This is a genomic window from Variovorax sp. V35 (assembly GCF_041154465.1).
Lineage (GTDB): Bacteria > Pseudomonadota > Gammaproteobacteria > Burkholderiales > Burkholderiaceae_C > Variovorax > Variovorax boronicumulans.
On the sequence record NZ_AP028666.1, the window covers coordinates 1,607,175 to 1,622,969 of the forward strand.

Here is a 15,795-nt window from a genome sequence, read left to right on the forward strand (position 1 = left end):
CAATGTCACGAAACTGTGGGCTTGTTCGTCAAGACAGTTCAACCACAGGAGCTTTCTTCATGCAGCCCATGTTTTCAACACTGGAAACCGACGACGACACCCCGCCCGCGGCGACGGCCGAGCCGCGCAATTCCTACCTCGAGGAGAAAGCCTTCAAGTCGCGCACGCTGCTGATCTTCGGCAGCATCACCGACAGTGTGGCCGCCGACGTCACGCGCCGGCTCATCGCGCTCGATGCCGACAGCGGCGACAAACCCATCGACATCCTCGTGAGCTCTCCCGGCGGGCACCTGGAGTCGGGCGACGCGATCCATGACGTGGTGCGCTTCATCAGCGCGCCGGTGCACATGATCGGCACCGGCTGGGTGGGTAGCGCCGCCACGCACCTGTTTCTCGCCGCGCCGCGCGAGCGGCGCGTGTGCCTGCCCAACACGCGCTTCCTGATCCACCAGCCCAGCGGCGGCGCGGGCGGCCAGGCGACCGACATCGCGATCCAGGCGCAGGAAATCATCAAGGCGCGCCAGCGCATCGCGCACGAGATCGCGCGCGAAACCGGCAAGCCCATCGATGTGGTGCTGGCCGACATCGAGCGCGACCGCTGGCTGTCGGCCACGGAGGCCGTCGAGTACGGGCTGGTCTCGCGCATCGTGCAGCGCAAGACCGAGTTGCGACCCGCCTGATCAGGCCTTGGGCTTGTAGGCGACGACGTCGATCTCGACCTTCGCATCGACCATGAGGCGCGCCTCGGTGGTCGAGCGCGCCGGCTTGTTTTCACCGAAGTAGCTCATGTAGACGCGGTTGAAGGCACCAAAGTCGCGCGCGTCGTGCAGCCAGACGGTGCTCTTGCACACGTCGTCGAGCGTGGCGCCGGCCAGCGCGAGCACGGTCTTGAGGTTCTCCATCACCTGGCGCGTCTGCACCTCGATGCCGCCGGCCACGATCTCGCCCTGCGCGTTGGCGGGCACCTGGCCCGACACGTAGACGAAATCGCCCGCGCGCACGGCGGGGGAGAAGGGGCGGGCCTGGCGGTCGGAGGCGATGGGCGGGGCGCCGAGGTATTCGAGGGGCATGGGAACTCCTGTGAGTGAGAGGGGTTGAGTGGGTCGGGTGAGGGCCGCAGTATCCGTCTGATTTGAAATACTTTTTCAGAATAACCCCTCAAGAAGGGTTAACACGGATGATTTGGCATGAAGTCTGCTTCAGAGTTCGGCCTAGAAAGAAAATTTCTTTCATAAATCAGTCCGCCCCATGAAGGAGTTCTCCATGTCTCACGCCGGTCTTGTCCAGCGCCTGCCCCGCCTGTCGAAGCGCAGCCTGCTGGGAGCTTCCCTGCTCGCGATGCTGTGTGCCGCACTGCCTCACCCCAGCGCCCACGCGCAGGGCCCGCGCAACTTCGCCACGCTGGCGATGGTGGCCGAGCCGCAGACGCTCGACCCGATGGCCTCCACGGCCGACCTGGTCGGAACCATCATGCAGCACGTGTACGAGACGCTGTACACCTTCGATGCCAAGTGGAACGTGGTGCCGATGCTGGCCGAGACGATGCCGAAGATCTCCGCAGACGGCAAGACCTACGCCATCACGCTGCGCAAGGGCGTGGCGCTGCACAACGGGCGCGATCTCACGGCCGACGACGTGGTCGCCAGCCTGCAGCGGTGGATGGACCAGTCGCCGCGCGGCAAGGCCGTGGGCAAGGAAATCGAGAGCCTCAAGGCCAAGGGCCCGCTGGGCGTGGAAATCGTGCTGAAGGCGCCGTACGCACCGCTGCTGTCGCAGCTGGCGCTGCCCAGCGGCATGGCGGCCATCATGGCCAAGGACTCCATCGCGTCACCGCTGAAGGACTTCGTCGGCACCGGCCCCTACAAGTTCAAGGAGCGCCGCCCCGACCAGTTCGTGCTGCTCACGCGCTTCGACAAGTACGCCGCGCGCAAGGAGCCCGCGAGCGGCTACGGCGGCAAGCGCGAAGCCGCCATCGAAGAGCTGCGCTTCGTGCCCGTGCCCAACGCCAGCACCCGCGTCGAGGGCGCGCTGGCCGGCCAGTACGACTTTGCCGACCTGCTGCCGGTGGAAGCCCTGCCGCGCCTGGAGAAGGCCGGCGGCAAGACGCTGCCGATCATGACGCCGTCGTTCGGCTTCCCCTACCTCGTGCTCAACACCAAGGAAGGCGTGGCCGCCAACCCGGCGGTGCGCCAGGCCGTGCAGACCGCGCTGGGCCAGGGCGAGATGCTCGCCGCCGGCTTCGGCGACACGCGCTTCTTCGTGGCCGAGGCCAACCACTTCCCCAAGGGCTCGCCGTTCTACTCGGCGGCCGGCGCCGACCACTACAACCAGCGCAACGCCACCAAGGCGAAAGACGCCGCGGCCAAGGCCGGCTACAAGGGCGAGCCGATCCGCGTGCTCACCAGCCGCCAGTACGACTTTCACTACAACATGTCGCTGCTGATGGCCGAGCAGCTCAAGCGCGCCGGTTTCAAGGTCGACCTCAACGTGGTCGACTGGGCCACGCTGGTGCAACGCCGCAACGACCCGAAGCTGTGGGACATCTACGTGACCCACTCGGGCCAGTTCCCCGAGCCCATGCTCTCGCCGCCGCAACTGGGCGACGGCGCACCCGGCTGGTGGGATTCGCCCGCCAAGAAGGCTGCACTGAGCGCCTTCAACACCGAGAGCGACCCGGCCAAGCGCGGCGCGCTGTGGGGCAAGGTGCAGCAGGTGGTGTACGACGAAGTGCCCTACATCAACGTCGGCAAGTTCAACGGCCTCTCGGCCAAGAGCCCGGCGCTGGACAACTACCAGCCCGCGACCTGGCCGTTCTTCTGGAACGCGAAGATCAAGTAAGGCCGCAAGCACCGCCATGCCGTCGCGTCGTCAACTTCTGCAAGTCAGCGCACTGGCCTCCGGCCTCGGCGCCCTCGGACTCAAACCATCCATGGCCACTACCGCTCAAGCCACCACTTCGGGCCCCGTGTACGCCTACGTCGGCACCTACAGTGACGGCGGCAAGCCGTGGCGCGGCGGGCGCGGCCTGGGCGTGCACCAGTTCGTGGTGGACGGCGCGACCGGCGCGCTCAAGCCCATCCCTGGCGCACCGCCCGCCGTGGCGAGCGCGGCCAGCGATGCCAAGCTGCGCAACCCCGCCTCGCTCGCGCGCCACCCGACGCTGCCGATGCTGTACGCCGCCAACGAGTTCGAAGCCGGCTCTGTCTCGGCCTTTCGCATCGGCGCGAACGGCGCGCTGTCGTTCGTGGCCGAGATGCCCTGCGGCGGCAAGGACCCGGCGCACCTGAGCGTGCATCCCGACGGCCGCTTCGTGTTCACCGCCAACTACGCCAGTGGCGACGTCAGCGTGATCGCGCTGCGCATCGACGGCAGCTTCGACACCGACCGCGCCGCCGTCGTCTACAAGGACGTCGCGGCCTGCGGCGCCGCCACGCCCTGCAAGCCCGGTGCCGACGTGGTGCCGCTGGCCGCACGCTCGCACGAAGGCTTTGCCACCAGCGACCACGACGGCCCGCACGCCCACATGGTGCAGGCCGACCCGGCCGGCAACTTCGTGCTCGTGGCCGACCTGGGGCTGGACCGCGTCATCTCGTACCGCTTCGACCGCGCCACCGGCGTGCTGAGCCAGCCGAGCACGGTGGCCGTGTCCGAAAGCTCGGGCGCGCGCCACTTCGCCTTCCATCCGAACGGCAAGTGGGTCTACCTCGTCAACGAAGAGGCCTCGACCATTGCCTTCCTGCGCTACGACGGCGCCACCGGCGTGCTCGCGCTGGTGAGCGAAACCTCGGCGCTGCCCGCCGGCTTCAAGGGCACCAGCTACGCCTCGGGCATCCGCATGCTGCCGGGCGGCACGCACTTCGTGTCGCTCAACCGGCTGCACGACTCGATCTCGATCTTCAAGGTCGATGCGCGCACCGGCGCGCCCACGCTGGTGCGCGAGGAGTGGACGCGCGGCAACTACCCGCGCAGCTGCACGCTCGAGCCGAGCGGGCGCTTTCTCTACGTGTGCCACAACAAGCAGGGCGACAACGTGACCATCTTCCGCGTGAAGAAGAACGGCGACGTGCAGTTCACCGGCCAGTACGTGGCCGTCGGCAGCGCCGCCGCCATCGAGTTCTCGTCATGATCAAGAGCGCATCGCTTCGCTACATCGCCTCCCGCGCGGGCGGCATGCTCATCGTGCTGGCGCTGGTGGCCGTGCTGGTCTTCGTGCTCACGCGCGCAGCTTCGGGCGACCCGATCTCCGTGCTGCTGGGCGACCAGGCCACCGCCGCCGACATCGCCCGCGTGCAGAAGGACTACGGCCTGGATAAACCGCTGCCCGTGCAGTTCGGCTACTGGCTGCGCGAAGTGCTGCAGGGCAACCTGGGCACCTCGATCTTCCTGCAGCGCCCGGTCACGCAGGCGCTGTGGGAGCGGGCCGAGCCGACCACCTTGCTGGCGCTTCTGGCGGTGGCCATCGCCGCCCTCATCGGCGTGCCCTGCGGCATCGTCTCGGCGGTGTTCCGCGGGCGCGTGGTCGACCAGTTCTTCACCGGCATCGCGATGCTGGGCGCGAGCATCCCCAGCTTCTGGCTGGGCATCGTGCTGATCCAGGTCTTCGCGGTGTCCTTCGGGTGGTTCCCGGTGTCGGGCTACGGCGCGCCCGATGCCCCCTTCGCCGAACGGCTGCATGCGCTGGTGTTGCCGCCACCGTGCTGGGCCTGCTGAACTCCGCACTCATCATCCGCTTCACGCGCGCTTCGATGCTCGACGTGCTCGGCGAAGACTACGTGCGCACCGCACGCTCCAAGGGCCTGAGCGAGAAGGTCGTCGTGCTCAAGCACGCACTGCGCAACGCGCTGGTGCCCATCGTCACCGTGATCGGCCTCACGGTCGCACTCATGATCGGCGGCGCCGTCATCACCGAGACCGTGTTCGGCCTGCCCGGCGTGGGCAACCTCGTGGTCAACGCCGTGCTGCGGCGCGACTACCCCGTCATCCAGGGTGCGCTGCTCGTGATTGCTGCGATCTACGTGCTCATCAATTTCTCGATCGACCTGCTGTATGCGGTGGTCGATCCGCGCGTGAAGGTCTGAACGATGCGCATGCCTCGAATGCTCCGCCAGCTGATGCACCGCCGCATCGTGATGGTCTCCGCCCTGGTTCTGCTGGTGATTGCCGTGCTCGCTGTCGGTGCGCCGCTGTTCGCGTCCGCCGACCCCAACGACACAGCGGTGCTGCAGCGCCTGAAGGCGCCCAGCGCCGAACACCTGCTCGGAACCGACGAACTCGGGCGCGACATGTATTCGCGCATCGTGCACGGCGCACGCTACTCGCTGGCCATGCGGCGCTCACGCGCTGGGCGCCGTCATCGCCGGCACCGTGCTGGGTTTGATGGCAGGCTTCTTCCGCCGGCTCGACGCACCCTTGATGCGCGTGGTTGACGCCATGATGTCCTTCCCCGACATCCTGCTGGCCATCGCGCTGGTGGCCATCCTCGGGCCGTCGCTGATGAACACCGTGCTCGCGCTGGTGCTGGTCTACACACCCCGCGTGGCGCGGGTGGTGCGGGCTTCGACCTTGGTCGTGCGCGAACTTCTCTTCGTCGAAGCCGTACGGGCCCTGGGCGTGCGCACCTCGCGCATCCTGTGGCGCCACATCCTGCCGAACCTGATGTCGCCGATCCTCGTGCAGGTGTCGTTCATCTTTGCCTACGCCATCCTGGCCGAGGCGGGGCTGTCGTTCCTCGGTGTCGGCGTGCCGCCTGAGATCCCCACCTGGGGCACCATGGTTGCGGGCAGCCAGCAGTACGCGCACCAGGCCTTCTGGGTCGTGCTGTTCCCGGGCCTGGCGATCATCTTCACGGCGCTGTCGCTGCAATTGCTCGGTGATGGCGTGCGCGACCTGCTCGATCCGAAGCTCAAGAAGACCTCGTGATGACGAACGCGAACAACACCCCACGCCTCACGGTCACCAACCTGAGCACGAGCTTCCCTACTGAGGACGGATTGATCCGCTCGGTGGCCGATGTAAGTTTCTCGATCCAGCCCGGCAAGACCACCGCGCTGGTCGGCGAATCGGGCTCGGGCAAGTCGGTCACCAGCCTCACGCTGATGCGCCTCTTGCCCAAGACCGCCAACGCGCAGGTCAGCGGCTCGGCCTCTTTCGTCACCCGCGAAGGCAAGACACTCGACCTGCTGCAGATCGGCGAGCGCGAGATGCGCTCCCTGCGCGGCAACCAGCTGTCGATGATCTTCCAGGAGCCCATGACCAGCCTGAACCCGGTCTTCACCATCGGCGAGCAGATTGCCGAGAGCGTGCGCCTGCACAAGGGGCTCGACCGCAAGGCGGCCTTGGCCCATGCGCTGCGCATGCTCGAGCTGGTCGAGATTCCGGCCGCGGCCCAACGCATCCACGAGTACCCGCACCAGCTCTCGGGCGGTATGCGCCAGCGCGTGATGATTGCGCTGGCCATGGCCTGCGACCCGACGCTCTTGATCGCCGACGAGCCCACCACCGCGCTGGACGTGACCATCCAGGCGCAGATCCTCGAATTGATGCGCCGGCTGCAGGCCGAGACGGGCATGAGCATCCTGTTCATCACGCACAACCTGGGCGTGGTGGCGCACCATGCCGACGACGTGGTCGTCATGTACTCGGGCCGCGTGGTCGAGCGTGCGCCCGTGCGGCCTCTTTGCGCAGCCTGAGCATCCGTACACGCAAGGCCTGCTGGCCTGCCTGCCGGGCAAGGCGCGGGTTCCTGGGCAACCGAAGCCCAAGCGGCTGTTCGCGATTCGCGGCAGGTGTCGAGCCCGCTGGCGCCGCCACTCGGCTGTGCCTTCGAGCCGCGCTGCGACCAGGCGCTGGCGAGTTGCAAGGACGCGATGCCGCCCTGATCGACATCCGGCAGGACCGCCAGGCGCGCTGCGTGCGCGTGCAGCCCGACCAACCGCTCGCGAGGGCTGCATGATGACCACCGCTGTTTCTTCCCCTTCTTCCTCGCCCCTTATCGAAGTCCGCGGCCTCAAGAAATACTTCGGCAGCAGCGAGCGCCCTGTGCGCGCAGTGGACGACGTGTCCTTCTCCATCCAACCCGGCGAGACGCTGGGCCTGGTGGGCGAATCCGGCTCAGGCAAGAGCACCATCGGACGCACCGTGCTGCGCCTGGTCGAGCGCACCGAGGGCCAGGTGCTGTACCGGGGCGACGACATCGGCGGCCTCTCGGCGAGCGCATGCGCAAGCTGCGCAGCAAGCTGCAGATCATCTTCCAGGACCCGTACGCGAGCCTGAACCCGAAGATGCGCATCAGCGCCATCCTGGGCGAGGCACTGTCCACGCACGGGCTGCACAAGGGCGCGCGGCGCGCGACAAGCGCATTGCCGAGCTGCTCGAAACCGTGGGCCTGCGCCCCGAGCACGCCAGCCGCTTTCCGCACGAGTTCTCGGGCGGCCAGCGCCAGCGCATCGGCGTGGCGCGCGCGCTGGCCGTGGAGCCCGAGTTCATCGTGGCCGACGAGCCGCTGTCGGCGCTCGACGTGTCGATTCAATCGCAGGTCATCAACCTGTTGGCCGACCTGCGCGAGCGCCTGGGCCTGACCATGCTCTTCATCTCGCACGACCTCGACGTGGTCGAGTACCTGTGCGACCGCGTGGTGGTGCTGTACCTGGGCAAGGTGATGGAAGTGGCCACCACCGAGGAGCTGTTCGCGAACCCCTCACACCCCTACACGCAGGCCTTGCTGGCCGCGAGCCCGAAGCCCGACCCTGAGATGGCCACCGAGCGCATCGCACTGAAGGGCGACATTCCCAGCCCGATCTCGCCGCCCTCGGGCTGTGTGTTCCGCACGCGCTGCCCGCATGCCATCGAGGCCTGCGCGCAGACGGTACCGCCGCTCGAGGAGATTTCCGCAGGACACTACAGCGCCTGCATCCGCAAAGAACTGCTCTCCAACACCGCCGTTGCACGACCATGACCGACATTTCTTCCTCGACTCACGACTTCATCGACCCGCTGCTGAGCGACCGTTTCAAGGGCTACCCGCGCACCCAGCCGCCGCGCCTGCGCAGCGAAGTCGGCGCCGCCGGCTGGAACGTGCTGGCCGGCGACCTGCCGCTGCCGCTGGCCGTGCTCAAGCGCGAAGCGCTCGAACACAACCTCCAATGGATGCAGGCACGCGTGCGCGAATGGGGCATCGACCTGGCGCCGCACGGAAAGACGACGATGTCGCCGCAGCTGTTCCAGCGCCAGCTCGACGCCGGCGCCTGGGGCCTGACCTTTGCCACCGTCACGCAGCTGGCCGTGGGCGTGGCCGCTGGCGCGCGCCGCACGCTGATCGCCAACCAGGTCGTGAGCGACGAAGACCTCGCGGGCATCCAGCTGCTGCTGGCCGACCATGCGGACCTGCGCGTCGTGTTCCTGGTCGATTCGATCGCACAGCTGGCGCTGATCGAAGACTGGTCGAAGCGCAACCCCGCCAGCGTGCCTTTCGAGGTCATGCTCGAGATCGGCGTGCAGGGCGCACGCACGGGCTGCCGCACGCACGATGAAGCCATTGCGCTCGCCACGCGGGTGCGCGCGAGCGACGCAGCCAAGCTCGTCGGCATCGAGACCTATGAAGGGCAGGGCGCCACTGGCGAAAGCGGGCCCGACACGGCCTATGCCACCACGCTGATGGATCGCGTGGAAGCCGTGGCCCGCCACTGCGACACGCAGCAGCTGTTCGAGACCGACGAGGTGCTGGTCTCGGCCGGCGGCTCGGCCATCTTCGACCTTGTGGCCGGGCGCCTGAAGCCCGCGCTGGGCTCGCCCGTGCGCGGCCTGCTGCGCTCGGGCTGCTACGTGACGCACGACCATGGCTTCTACAAGCGCATGGTGAACGTGGTCGACGAACGCCTGGGCTGCGACTGCGGCGAAGGGCTGACGCCGGCGATGGAAGTCTGGGCCAATGTGCAGTCGCGGCCCGAGCCGGGCCTGGCGATCCTCTCGGTCGGCAAGCGCGACATCTCCTTCGACCTGTCGATGCCCGTGCCGATCGCGCGCGCGGCGCGCGGCGCGTTGCAGCCCCAGGGCGTGCCCGCCGGCTGGAAGATCACCGCACTGAACGACCAGCACGCCTACCTGCGCTGGGACGCAAGCGAAGAAGCCGATGCACCCAAGGTCGGCGACCGCGTGGGCCTGGGCATCTCGCACCCCTGCACCACCTTCGACAAGTGGCACTGGATGCCCGTGGTCGAGAACGACTACCGCGTGAGCGACGCCGTCGCCATGCACTTCTGAACAACGCACCGATGACGCCCTCATTGCTCCAGAGGATCGCCGAGGCGCGCAGCGACGCGCCGGCCACTCGGCGCGCGATCCTCGACCTGATCCTCGAAGACCCCGACCGCGCGCTCGAAGAGAGCTTCGAGCAGCTGGCCGAGCGCTCGCGCAGCTCGGTGCCCACCATCATGCGCACCTGCCGCGACCTCGGCTTTGCCGGGCTGCGCGAGTTCAAGCTCGCGCTCGCGCAGGAGCTGGCGCTCGGCGGCTCGCCGCTGCACCGCCGCGTCAACATCGAAGACGCCGCCGACGAAGTGGTCAGCAAGATCGCGCGCAGCGCCGCGGCCTCGGTCTCGGGCGTGCGCGGCCAGCTCGACATGCAGGTGCTCGACGGCGCGGTGCGCGCCATCGCGGCCGCGCCGCACGTCGACCTGTACGGCGCGGGTGCCACCTCGTGGTTCATGGCGAACGACCTGCAGGCGCGGTTGTTCCGCCTCGGCCTCTCGGCCAACGCCTGGGCCGACTACCACTTGCAGCAGGTGGCCGGCGCGGCGCAGCGCCCGGGCGGCGTGGTCATCGCCATCTCGCACGTGGGCGGCATGCCCTCGCTGCTCGACGCGGTCGACATCGCACGCGGGCAGGGCGCCCAGGTGGTCGCCATCACGCGGCCGGGCACGGCGCTCGCGGCCAAGGCCGACTTCCTCATCGGCCTGTCGGTGCCCGACGATGCCGTGATGCATGTGGGCATCGACGCCTACCTCACGCACCTCACGGTCATCGAGATCCTCACCGTGCTGGTGGCGCAGCGCCGCGGCGAGCCCGCCGTGCAGCGCCTGCAGCGCGCGCGCGAGGCCTTCCAGCGCCACGGCATCGACGCCACCACGCACCCGCTGCAAAGCTGGGACGGCGGCGGCATCAACACGAAAAAGGGAGACAGCGAACCATGAGCGACACCCAAGCCGTGCTGCTCGAAGCCGGCCTCGTGGTCGACGGCTCGGGCGGCCCTTCGTGGCCCGGCGACGTGCTGTTGCAGGGCGACCGCATCCTGGCGCTGGGCGACGGCCTGCGCGCGCGACTGCCTGCAGGGTTGAACATCGCCGACGTCGACGTGGTCGACTGCCGCGGCAAGGTGATCGCGCCCGGCTTCATCGACGCCCACACGCACGACGACGCCATCGTGCTGCGCGACCCGCTGTGCCTGCCCAAGGTGTCGCAGGGCATCACGACGGTGGTCACGGGCAACTGCGGCATCTCGCTGGCGCCGTACCGCACGCCGCAGTCGAAGCCGCCGCTCACGCTGCTGGGTGCGGACTCGTTCAAGCACGCGACCATGGCCGAGTACCGCGCGGCGGTCGATGCGGTGCAGCCTGCGCTCAACGTGGCCGCGCTCGTGGGCCACACCACGCTGCGCTTCGCGGCGATGCAGGCGCTCGACCGGCCCGCCGATGGCGACGAGCTGGCGCGCATGGAAGCGCTGCTCGACGACTGCATGGCCGCGGGCGCGCACGGCATGTCGTCGGGCCTGTTCTACGAAGAAGCGTTTGCCGCGCCGGCCGAGGAAGTCACCGCGCTCGCGCGCGTCGTCGCGCGCCATGGCGGCGTGTACGCCACGCACCTGCGCAGCGAGATGCAGCAGATCATCGAGGCGCTGCACGAGGCCGGCGACACGGCCTTCAGCGCGGGCGTGCCGCTGGTCATCTCGCACCACAAGTGCGCCGGTCCTGCGAACTGGGGCCGCACGAAGGAGACGCTGCCGCTGATCGAGGCGCTGTCGCAGCGCCAGGAGATCGCGATGGACGTCTACCCCTACGTGGCCGGCTCCACCGTGCTGCGCGAAGACCTGGTGGACGGCGTGATCGACGTGCTGCTGACCTGGTCCGACCCGCACCCCGAGATGACCGGCCGCCTCATCTCCGACATCGCGCGCGAATGGGGCACCACCGAGCAGGAGGCCTGCCTGCGGCTGAAGCCCGGCGGCGCCTGCTACTTCCAGATGCAGGAAGAAGACGTGGAGCGCGTCATTGCGCACCCGCTCACCATGATCGGCAGCGACGGCCTGCCGCACGACCGCCATCCGCACCCACGGCTGTGGGGCGCGTTCCCGCGTGTGTTCGCACGCTACTGGCGCCAGCGCAAGCTCTTCACGCTGGAGCAGGCGGTGCACAAGATGACCGGCATGACGGCGCGCAACCTGCGCATCGCCGATCGTGGCCTGCTGCGCGTCGGCACCATGGCCGATGTGGTGGTGTTCGACCCCGAGACCATCACCGACACCGCCACCTACGACAAGCCGCATGGCGTGAGCGTCGGTGTCGAGCGCGTGTTCGTGAACGGGGTGCTGGCCTATCGCGGCGGCCAGGGCGAAGCGAAAGTGCTGGCGCGTGCGGGCCGGATGCTCGCGCGCGGCAGCTAGGCATCAGGCAAAAGCCAGACAGACGGGCGTAGGCACCTGCGCCACCTGCACCGGCTGGTCCAGCTTGCCGCTGGCCGGATCGATGCGCAGGCGCAGGACAGCGTCGCCCTTCTGGCTGAGCGCGTAGAGGTGGCTGCCGCCCGGCGCCATCGCCAGCGCACGCGGAAAGCGCAGGCCTTCGCCCCAGTGCTGCAGCGGTGTCAGCGCGCCGTTGCTCGGGTCGATGCGGAACGCGGCGATGCTGTCGGCCATCGGATGGTCCGACTTCAGGCGGCGGTTGCTCGCATAGAGAAACTGCCCCGAGGGGTGCATCACCAGCGCCGCCGCATTCTTCTGGCCGGTGTAGCCCTCGGGCACGGTCGAGATGCGCTGGCGCTGTTCCCCGACCTTGCCGCTCGCCGCGTCGTAGCCGAAGCCGGCGACCGTGGCGTCGAGTTCATTCACCACATACAGGAAGCGTTGCGACGGATGCAGCGCGAGGTGGCGCGGGCCGCTGCCGGGCGCGACGGCCGTGCGGCCGAGCAGGGCCAGCTGGCCGTCGGCGAGCGTGAACGCGTTGATGCGGTCGGTGCCCAGGTCGGTGGCGAGCAGGCGCTGGCCCGTGCCGTCGAACAGCACCATGTGCGGATGCGGCGATTCCTGCCGCTGCGCGTCGGGGCCGGTGCCGGTTTCCTTCTCGATGCCCGAGACCTTGCCGAGCCTGCCGTCCGCCTCGATGGGCAGCACGTTGTAGGCCCCGCCGCCGTACAGCGCCACGGCCAGCGCGCGGCCGTCGGGCGACACGGCCAGGTGCGCGGGGACCACGCCCGAGAGCGAGAGCGGCTGGCGGTTGAGCAGCGTCAGGCGCCCGTCGTTCGCATCGATCGCATAGGCCTCGGCCGTGCCGGTGGGCAGGCCCTGGTAGGTGTCGATCTCGTTGATCGCGTAGAGGAAGCGCCGGCTCGGGTGCACCGCGAGGAACGAGGGGTTCGCGCTGGCGACGGTCTGCACCGGCGTCCAGCTGCCGTCCCGGATCGCGAGCACGTAGATGCCCTTCGATGCCGGGCCGCCGGTGGTACCGCCCGGTGCGTCGCTGGTGTAGGTGCCGACGTAGGCGAAGCGGGGCGCGGGTGCGGTGCTGGCGGTGGTTGCGGCCGCGCCGGTGTCGGGCGTCTGTGCGCCGGCGGGGACCATCGGGGTCAGTGCGCCGAGCGCGGAGGCGCCGCCGATCCACTGCATGACGGCGCGGCGGTCCTGGCCGAAGCGGTTGGGGCTGTGTGGCATGGAAATCCTTCCTCTCGTTCAGGGCCGCACCGACATGGCGTGGTGAAAGATGTTGTTCGGGTCGTAGCGCCGCTTCACTTTCCGAAGGAAGGCGTAGAGCCCCTGGTCCCCGTAGTAGAGCTGCGGCCAGAACGGGTGCGCCAGCATGTCGTTGTCCGGGTAGTTGATGTAGCAGCCCTCGTAGCGCTCGCCGGGGTAGGGCGTGCCGGCAAAGCGCTCGGGCACGTCGGGCGTGCCGTACACGTCGCGGTAGAAATCGCCGATCCAGCGCAGGTGGCCCGCATCGTCCGCCGCGCTGCGCCAGTAGGTCTGGTACTGCAGCTTCATGATCGATGCGCGCTGCGGCACGGCGGTGTCGCCGATGCGCTCGGGCTTGTTGATCGCGCCGCCGTAGGAGTCGACCTGCACCAGCGACTGGCTCAGGTCGATGCCGGGCATCGTGCGCGTGAGGTGCGTGTAGATGCGCTGCGCCTCGCGCGCGGTGAAGCTGCGCTTCATGTAGGCCGACTTGTACTTGCCGCGCTGGTTCTCGCCCGAGCCGTTGAGGTACTGCGTGGCCGTGAGCCAGTCGTAGCGCGTCACGGTGTGCGGCTTGGAACACAGCAGCTGCCCCGTGTCTTGCCGCGGCGCCGGGCCCACGCCGGGCGCGCGGCCTTTCAGCGGCACGGGCGTGCAGGCGCGAAACCGGTCGAGAAAGTCGTGGAGCACCGTGAGGTCGTTGCAGGTGCCGTCGGGGTTGCAGAACTGCGTGAGCATCACGATCTGGCCCGACGAGCGGTGCGTGAGCTTGAGCAGCGAGAACATGCCCCAGGTGTCGGGCGAGGTGCCGCGCGTGGCCCAGTAGTCGCCGTAGATGGCGAGCAGCTGGGCGAAGCGTGCGGGCGTCATGCTGGCCCAGTCGAACGCGACCACCGCGAGCGCCACCTCGCGCGGCGCGGTCGGCAGGGTGTCGAACACATAGCTGGTGATCGCGCCGAAGTTGCCGCCGCCCGCGCCGCGGCAGGCACGGAACAGCTCCGGGTCGCGCGTCGCGTCCACGGTGCGCGGCACGACCTTGCCGCGCGCATCGACCGTGAGGATGTCCACCGCCGAAAGCCAGTCGACCGTGAGGCCCTGCAGGCGCGACAGCAGCCCATAGCCACCGCCGCAGATGTGCCCGCCCGCACCCACCGAATAGCAGGAGCCGCCGGGCAGCGTGACGTTGTGCTGCTTGTACAGCTCGAGGTAGCCGTTCCAGTTCTGCGTGCCGGGCGCGACGCGGTAGCGGCCGTCGCCCTTGCGCTCGGCACTGGCCTGCGTGAGCAGGCTCAGGTCGAGGATCGCACCGCCGGGGTTGTTGGAGACGAAGTCTTCATAGCAGTGCCCACCGCTGCGCACCGTGGGCCGCCGGCCCGCATCGACGATGCGCTGCAGCGCGGCGGCGGCATCGTCTGCGTTCTCCACCAGCTCGATGCGCGATGCCGCATCCGAATCAACGGAAGGCCATCGCAGGTTGAAGCCTTTCTTCAGGGTGTTGTAGCGCGGATCCTGGCGTGTCACGGTGATGGTCATGGGCACTTTCTGAAGGACGCCGTGCGACGGCGGTAAGACGAAAGAAGGACGCGAAACCTGGGACGTGTCTTACGCGCGGGTATTCATTTGCAAGGCCGGCCGGAAATGGAAGCGTTATGTCTTATCTCCAGCGGGTCGTGCTGAATGCCGCGCGATGGCGCTCATCTTGCCGTCAATTTCGAGCGCGTCGCACCCCCTCGAAAGCATGTGGGTTTCGCGTCACGGACACCGCGTTCGATGCGCTGCAAGGGCGCGCAGACAGCGCCTGCGATCTCAGCGTGCGCCTGCCGCGGCTTCGTCTTCCGGCTGTGCCTGGAACATGCGCGTGAAGTCGCAGCACGCCTGCGCGAGCATCACGATCGACGAGGTGAGCGCGCTGCGGTGCTCGCCCTTGTGCATGGCCACGTAGCGCACCACGGGCAGCGCGGGCGTCACGTCGAGCACCTCGAGCATGCCGGCATCGACCAGCGGCGCGAGGCATTCGCGCGGCAGGTAGCTCACGCCCAGGCCCGACACGGTGAGGCCCGTGAGCGCCACGAGGTTGCTCACCACGATCGCGTTGGCGGGCTGCACGCCCTGGTCCTTCATCCAGGCGTCGTAGGCGCGGCCGGTGCCCGAGTTGTTGCCCTGCACCAGCATGCGGTGGCGCGCCAGGTCGTGCAGGCGCACGGTGCCGGTGGCCGCGGTCGAGGGAATCACGCCGGGCTTGCACATCCACGCGCTCTTCACGCGGCCGATGACCTTGCTCTGCATGCGCGAGTCGGCAAAGGTGTGGGGCACGATGACCACGTCGAGCTCGTCGGCCAGCAGCTTGTCGCGCAGCTGCAGGCTGTCGTCCACGTCGGGTTCGAGGATCACCTTGGGGTAGTGCTGCTGGATCAGGCCGACCAGGCGCGGCAGCCACGTCATGGCGGTGAGCTCGGTCACGCCCAGGCGGATGCGCCGCTCCACCACGCCGGGCTTGCCGAACTGCTCGACGGCGGCGTCGCGCTGGTCGAGCAGCTTCCTGGCGAGCACGAACATCTCCTCGCCTTTTTCGGTGAGGCGCGCCGTGCGCTGGCTGCGGTCGAAGAGTTCGGTGTCGAACAGCTGCTCCAGCTCGTGCACGCGCTTGGAGATGGCCGACTGCGAGGTGTGCAGCTGGTTGGCCGCCTGCGCGAAGCCGCCCAGCCGGGCGATCCAGTAGAGGGCTTCGAGTTGCTTGAAGGTCATCACGGCGGGCGGCTCCTGAAAGAAAGAACGCTTTTCTTCATGCGATTCGATCACAAAAAATCGCTTTTAGAAATTCATCGGGACGCAGAAGATGCGCGCCAGGCCACCGTCATTGC

The 15,795-nt window shown here is 68.5% G+C and carries 12 protein-coding genes and 4 pseudogenes; 12 read left to right on the forward strand and 4 right to left on the reverse strand.

The features are described 5' to 3' along the window. Positions 1–59: 59 nt before the first annotated feature. Positions 60–680 carry an ATP-dependent Clp protease proteolytic subunit gene (locus ACAM42_RS07320; RefSeq protein WP_070059889.1) on the forward strand — a complete coding sequence of 207 codons (621 nt, stop codon included), beginning with the start codon at positions 60–62 and terminating at the stop codon, positions 678–680. Here the strand turns inward: ACAM42_RS07320 and ACAM42_RS07325 are convergent, their stop codons facing one another. Continuing rightward, on the reverse strand, positions 681–1,070 hold the full coding sequence (locus ACAM42_RS07325) for a RidA family protein (protein ID WP_062473709.1): 390 nt from the start codon (positions 1,068–1,070) through the stop codon (positions 681–683). It lies immediately after the preceding gene. A 193-nt stretch (positions 1,071–1,263) separates the two neighbouring features. On the opposite strand from ACAM42_RS07325, the gene ACAM42_RS07330 reads away from it, so the two are divergent. The 11 genes and pseudogenes from ACAM42_RS07330 to ACAM42_RS07380 all read left to right on the forward strand — a co-directional run bounded on the left by ACAM42_RS07330 (position 1,264) and on the right by ACAM42_RS07380 (position 11,653). Further along, on the forward strand, positions 1,264–2,838 hold the full coding sequence (locus ACAM42_RS07330; protein WP_139701145.1) for an ABC transporter substrate-binding protein: 1,575 nt from the start codon (positions 1,264–1,266) through the stop codon (positions 2,836–2,838). A 91-nt stretch (positions 2,839–2,929) separates the two neighbouring features. Continuing rightward, positions 2,930–4,126: a lactonase family protein gene (locus ACAM42_RS07335; RefSeq protein ID WP_369631593.1), complete on the forward strand. Its 1,197-nt coding sequence runs from the start codon at positions 2,930–2,932 to the stop codon at positions 4,124–4,126. Beyond that, positions 4,123–5,078, forward strand: a pseudogene (locus ACAM42_RS07340) (ABC transporter permease). Before ACAM42_RS07335 ends, ACAM42_RS07340 begins: the two are co-directional and overlap by 4 nt. A 3-nt stretch (positions 5,079–5,081) precedes the next feature. Further along, positions 5,082–5,919, forward strand: a pseudogene (locus tag ACAM42_RS07345) (ABC transporter permease). After that, positions 5,919–6,952 (forward strand): annotated as a pseudogene (locus tag ACAM42_RS07350) (ABC transporter ATP-binding protein). Before ACAM42_RS07345 ends, ACAM42_RS07350 begins: the two co-directional pseudogenes overlap by 1 nt. Next, on the forward strand, positions 6,949–7,272 hold the full coding sequence (locus ACAM42_RS07355; RefSeq protein ID WP_369631594.1) for an ATP-binding cassette domain-containing protein: 324 nt from the start codon (positions 6,949–6,951) through the stop codon (positions 7,270–7,272). Before ACAM42_RS07350 ends, ACAM42_RS07355 begins: the two are co-directional and overlap by 4 nt. Before the next feature lie 34 nt (positions 7,273–7,306). Then, positions 7,307–7,444: pseudogene (locus tag ACAM42_RS07360) on the forward strand (hypothetical protein); the annotation flags it as partial. Positions 7,445–7,486: 42 nt separating this feature from the next. Further along, complete coding sequence (locus tag ACAM42_RS07365) at positions 7,487–7,954, forward strand: oligopeptide/dipeptide ABC transporter ATP-binding protein (RefSeq protein ID WP_369632739.1); 468 nt, start codon at positions 7,487–7,489, stop codon at positions 7,952–7,954. Next, the gene (locus ACAM42_RS07370; protein WP_369631595.1) at positions 7,951–9,258 is read left to right on the forward strand and encodes an amino acid deaminase; all 1,308 of its coding nucleotides are present in this window, start codon (positions 7,951–7,953) and stop codon (positions 9,256–9,258) included. Before ACAM42_RS07365 ends, ACAM42_RS07370 begins: the two co-directional genes overlap by 4 nt. Before the next feature lie 11 nt (positions 9,259–9,269). Further along, positions 9,270–10,187 carry a MurR/RpiR family transcriptional regulator gene (locus ACAM42_RS07375; RefSeq protein ID WP_095743851.1) on the forward strand — a complete coding sequence of 306 codons (918 nt, stop codon included), beginning with the start codon at positions 9,270–9,272 and terminating at the stop codon, positions 10,185–10,187. Further along, the gene (locus ACAM42_RS07380) at positions 10,184–11,653 is read left to right on the forward strand and encodes an amidohydrolase family protein (protein ID WP_369631596.1); all 1,470 of its coding nucleotides are present in this window, start codon (positions 10,184–10,186) and stop codon (positions 11,651–11,653) included. The genes ACAM42_RS07375 and ACAM42_RS07380 overlap by 4 nt, the downstream gene beginning before the upstream one ends. A gap of 3 nt (positions 11,654–11,656) precedes the next feature. Here the strand turns inward: ACAM42_RS07380 and ACAM42_RS07385 are convergent, their stop codons facing one another. From ACAM42_RS07385 to ACAM42_RS07395, 3 genes are all read right to left on the reverse strand, one after another. Further along, positions 11,657–12,916, reverse strand: coding sequence for a lactonase family protein (locus tag ACAM42_RS07385; protein WP_369631597.1), 1,260 nt, complete (start codon positions 12,914–12,916; stop codon positions 11,657–11,659). Positions 12,917–12,934: 18 nt separating this feature from the next. Continuing rightward, positions 12,935–14,467, reverse strand: coding sequence for an FAD-dependent oxidoreductase (locus ACAM42_RS07390; protein ID WP_369631598.1), 1,533 nt, complete (start codon positions 14,465–14,467; stop codon positions 12,935–12,937). A 273-nt stretch (positions 14,468–14,740) separates the two neighbouring features. Beyond that, entirely contained in the window at positions 14,741–15,679 is a 939-nt protein-coding gene (locus tag ACAM42_RS07395; protein ID WP_369631599.1) for a LysR family transcriptional regulator, read from the reverse strand. Positions 15,680–15,795: the final 116 nt, after the last annotated feature.

Coding starts and splice junctions, on each gene's coding strand:
- ACAM42_RS07335 (WP_369631593.1), top strand. CDS start 2,930: ATGGCCACTACCGCTCAAGCCACCACTTCGGGCCCCGTGTACGCCTAC.
- ACAM42_RS07370 (WP_369631595.1), top strand. CDS start 7,951: ATGACCGACATTTCTTCCTCGACTCACGACTTCATCGACCCGCTGCTG.
- ACAM42_RS07390 (WP_369631598.1), bottom strand. CDS start 14,467: ATGACCATCACCGTGACACGCCAGGATCCGCGCTACAACACCCTGAAG.
- ACAM42_RS07355 (WP_369631594.1), top strand. CDS start 6,949: ATGATGACCACCGCTGTTTCTTCCCCTTCTTCCTCGCCCCTTATCGAA.
- ACAM42_RS07330 (WP_139701145.1), top strand. CDS start 1,264: ATGTCTCACGCCGGTCTTGTCCAGCGCCTGCCCCGCCTGTCGAAGCGC.
- ACAM42_RS07395 (WP_369631599.1), bottom strand. CDS start 15,679: ATGACCTTCAAGCAACTCGAAGCCCTCTACTGGATCGCCCGGCTGGGC.
- ACAM42_RS07380 (WP_369631596.1), top strand. CDS start 10,184: ATGAGCGACACCCAAGCCGTGCTGCTCGAAGCCGGCCTCGTGGTCGAC.
- ACAM42_RS07320 (WP_070059889.1), top strand. CDS start 60: ATGCAGCCCATGTTTTCAACACTGGAAACCGACGACGACACCCCGCCC.
- ACAM42_RS07385 (WP_369631597.1), bottom strand. CDS start 12,916: ATGCCACACAGCCCCAACCGCTTCGGCCAGGACCGCCGCGCCGTCATG.
- ACAM42_RS07375 (WP_095743851.1), top strand. CDS start 9,270: ATGACGCCCTCATTGCTCCAGAGGATCGCCGAGGCGCGCAGCGACGCG.
- ACAM42_RS07325 (WP_062473709.1), bottom strand. CDS start 1,070: ATGCCCCTCGAATACCTCGGCGCCCCGCCCATCGCCTCCGACCGCCAG.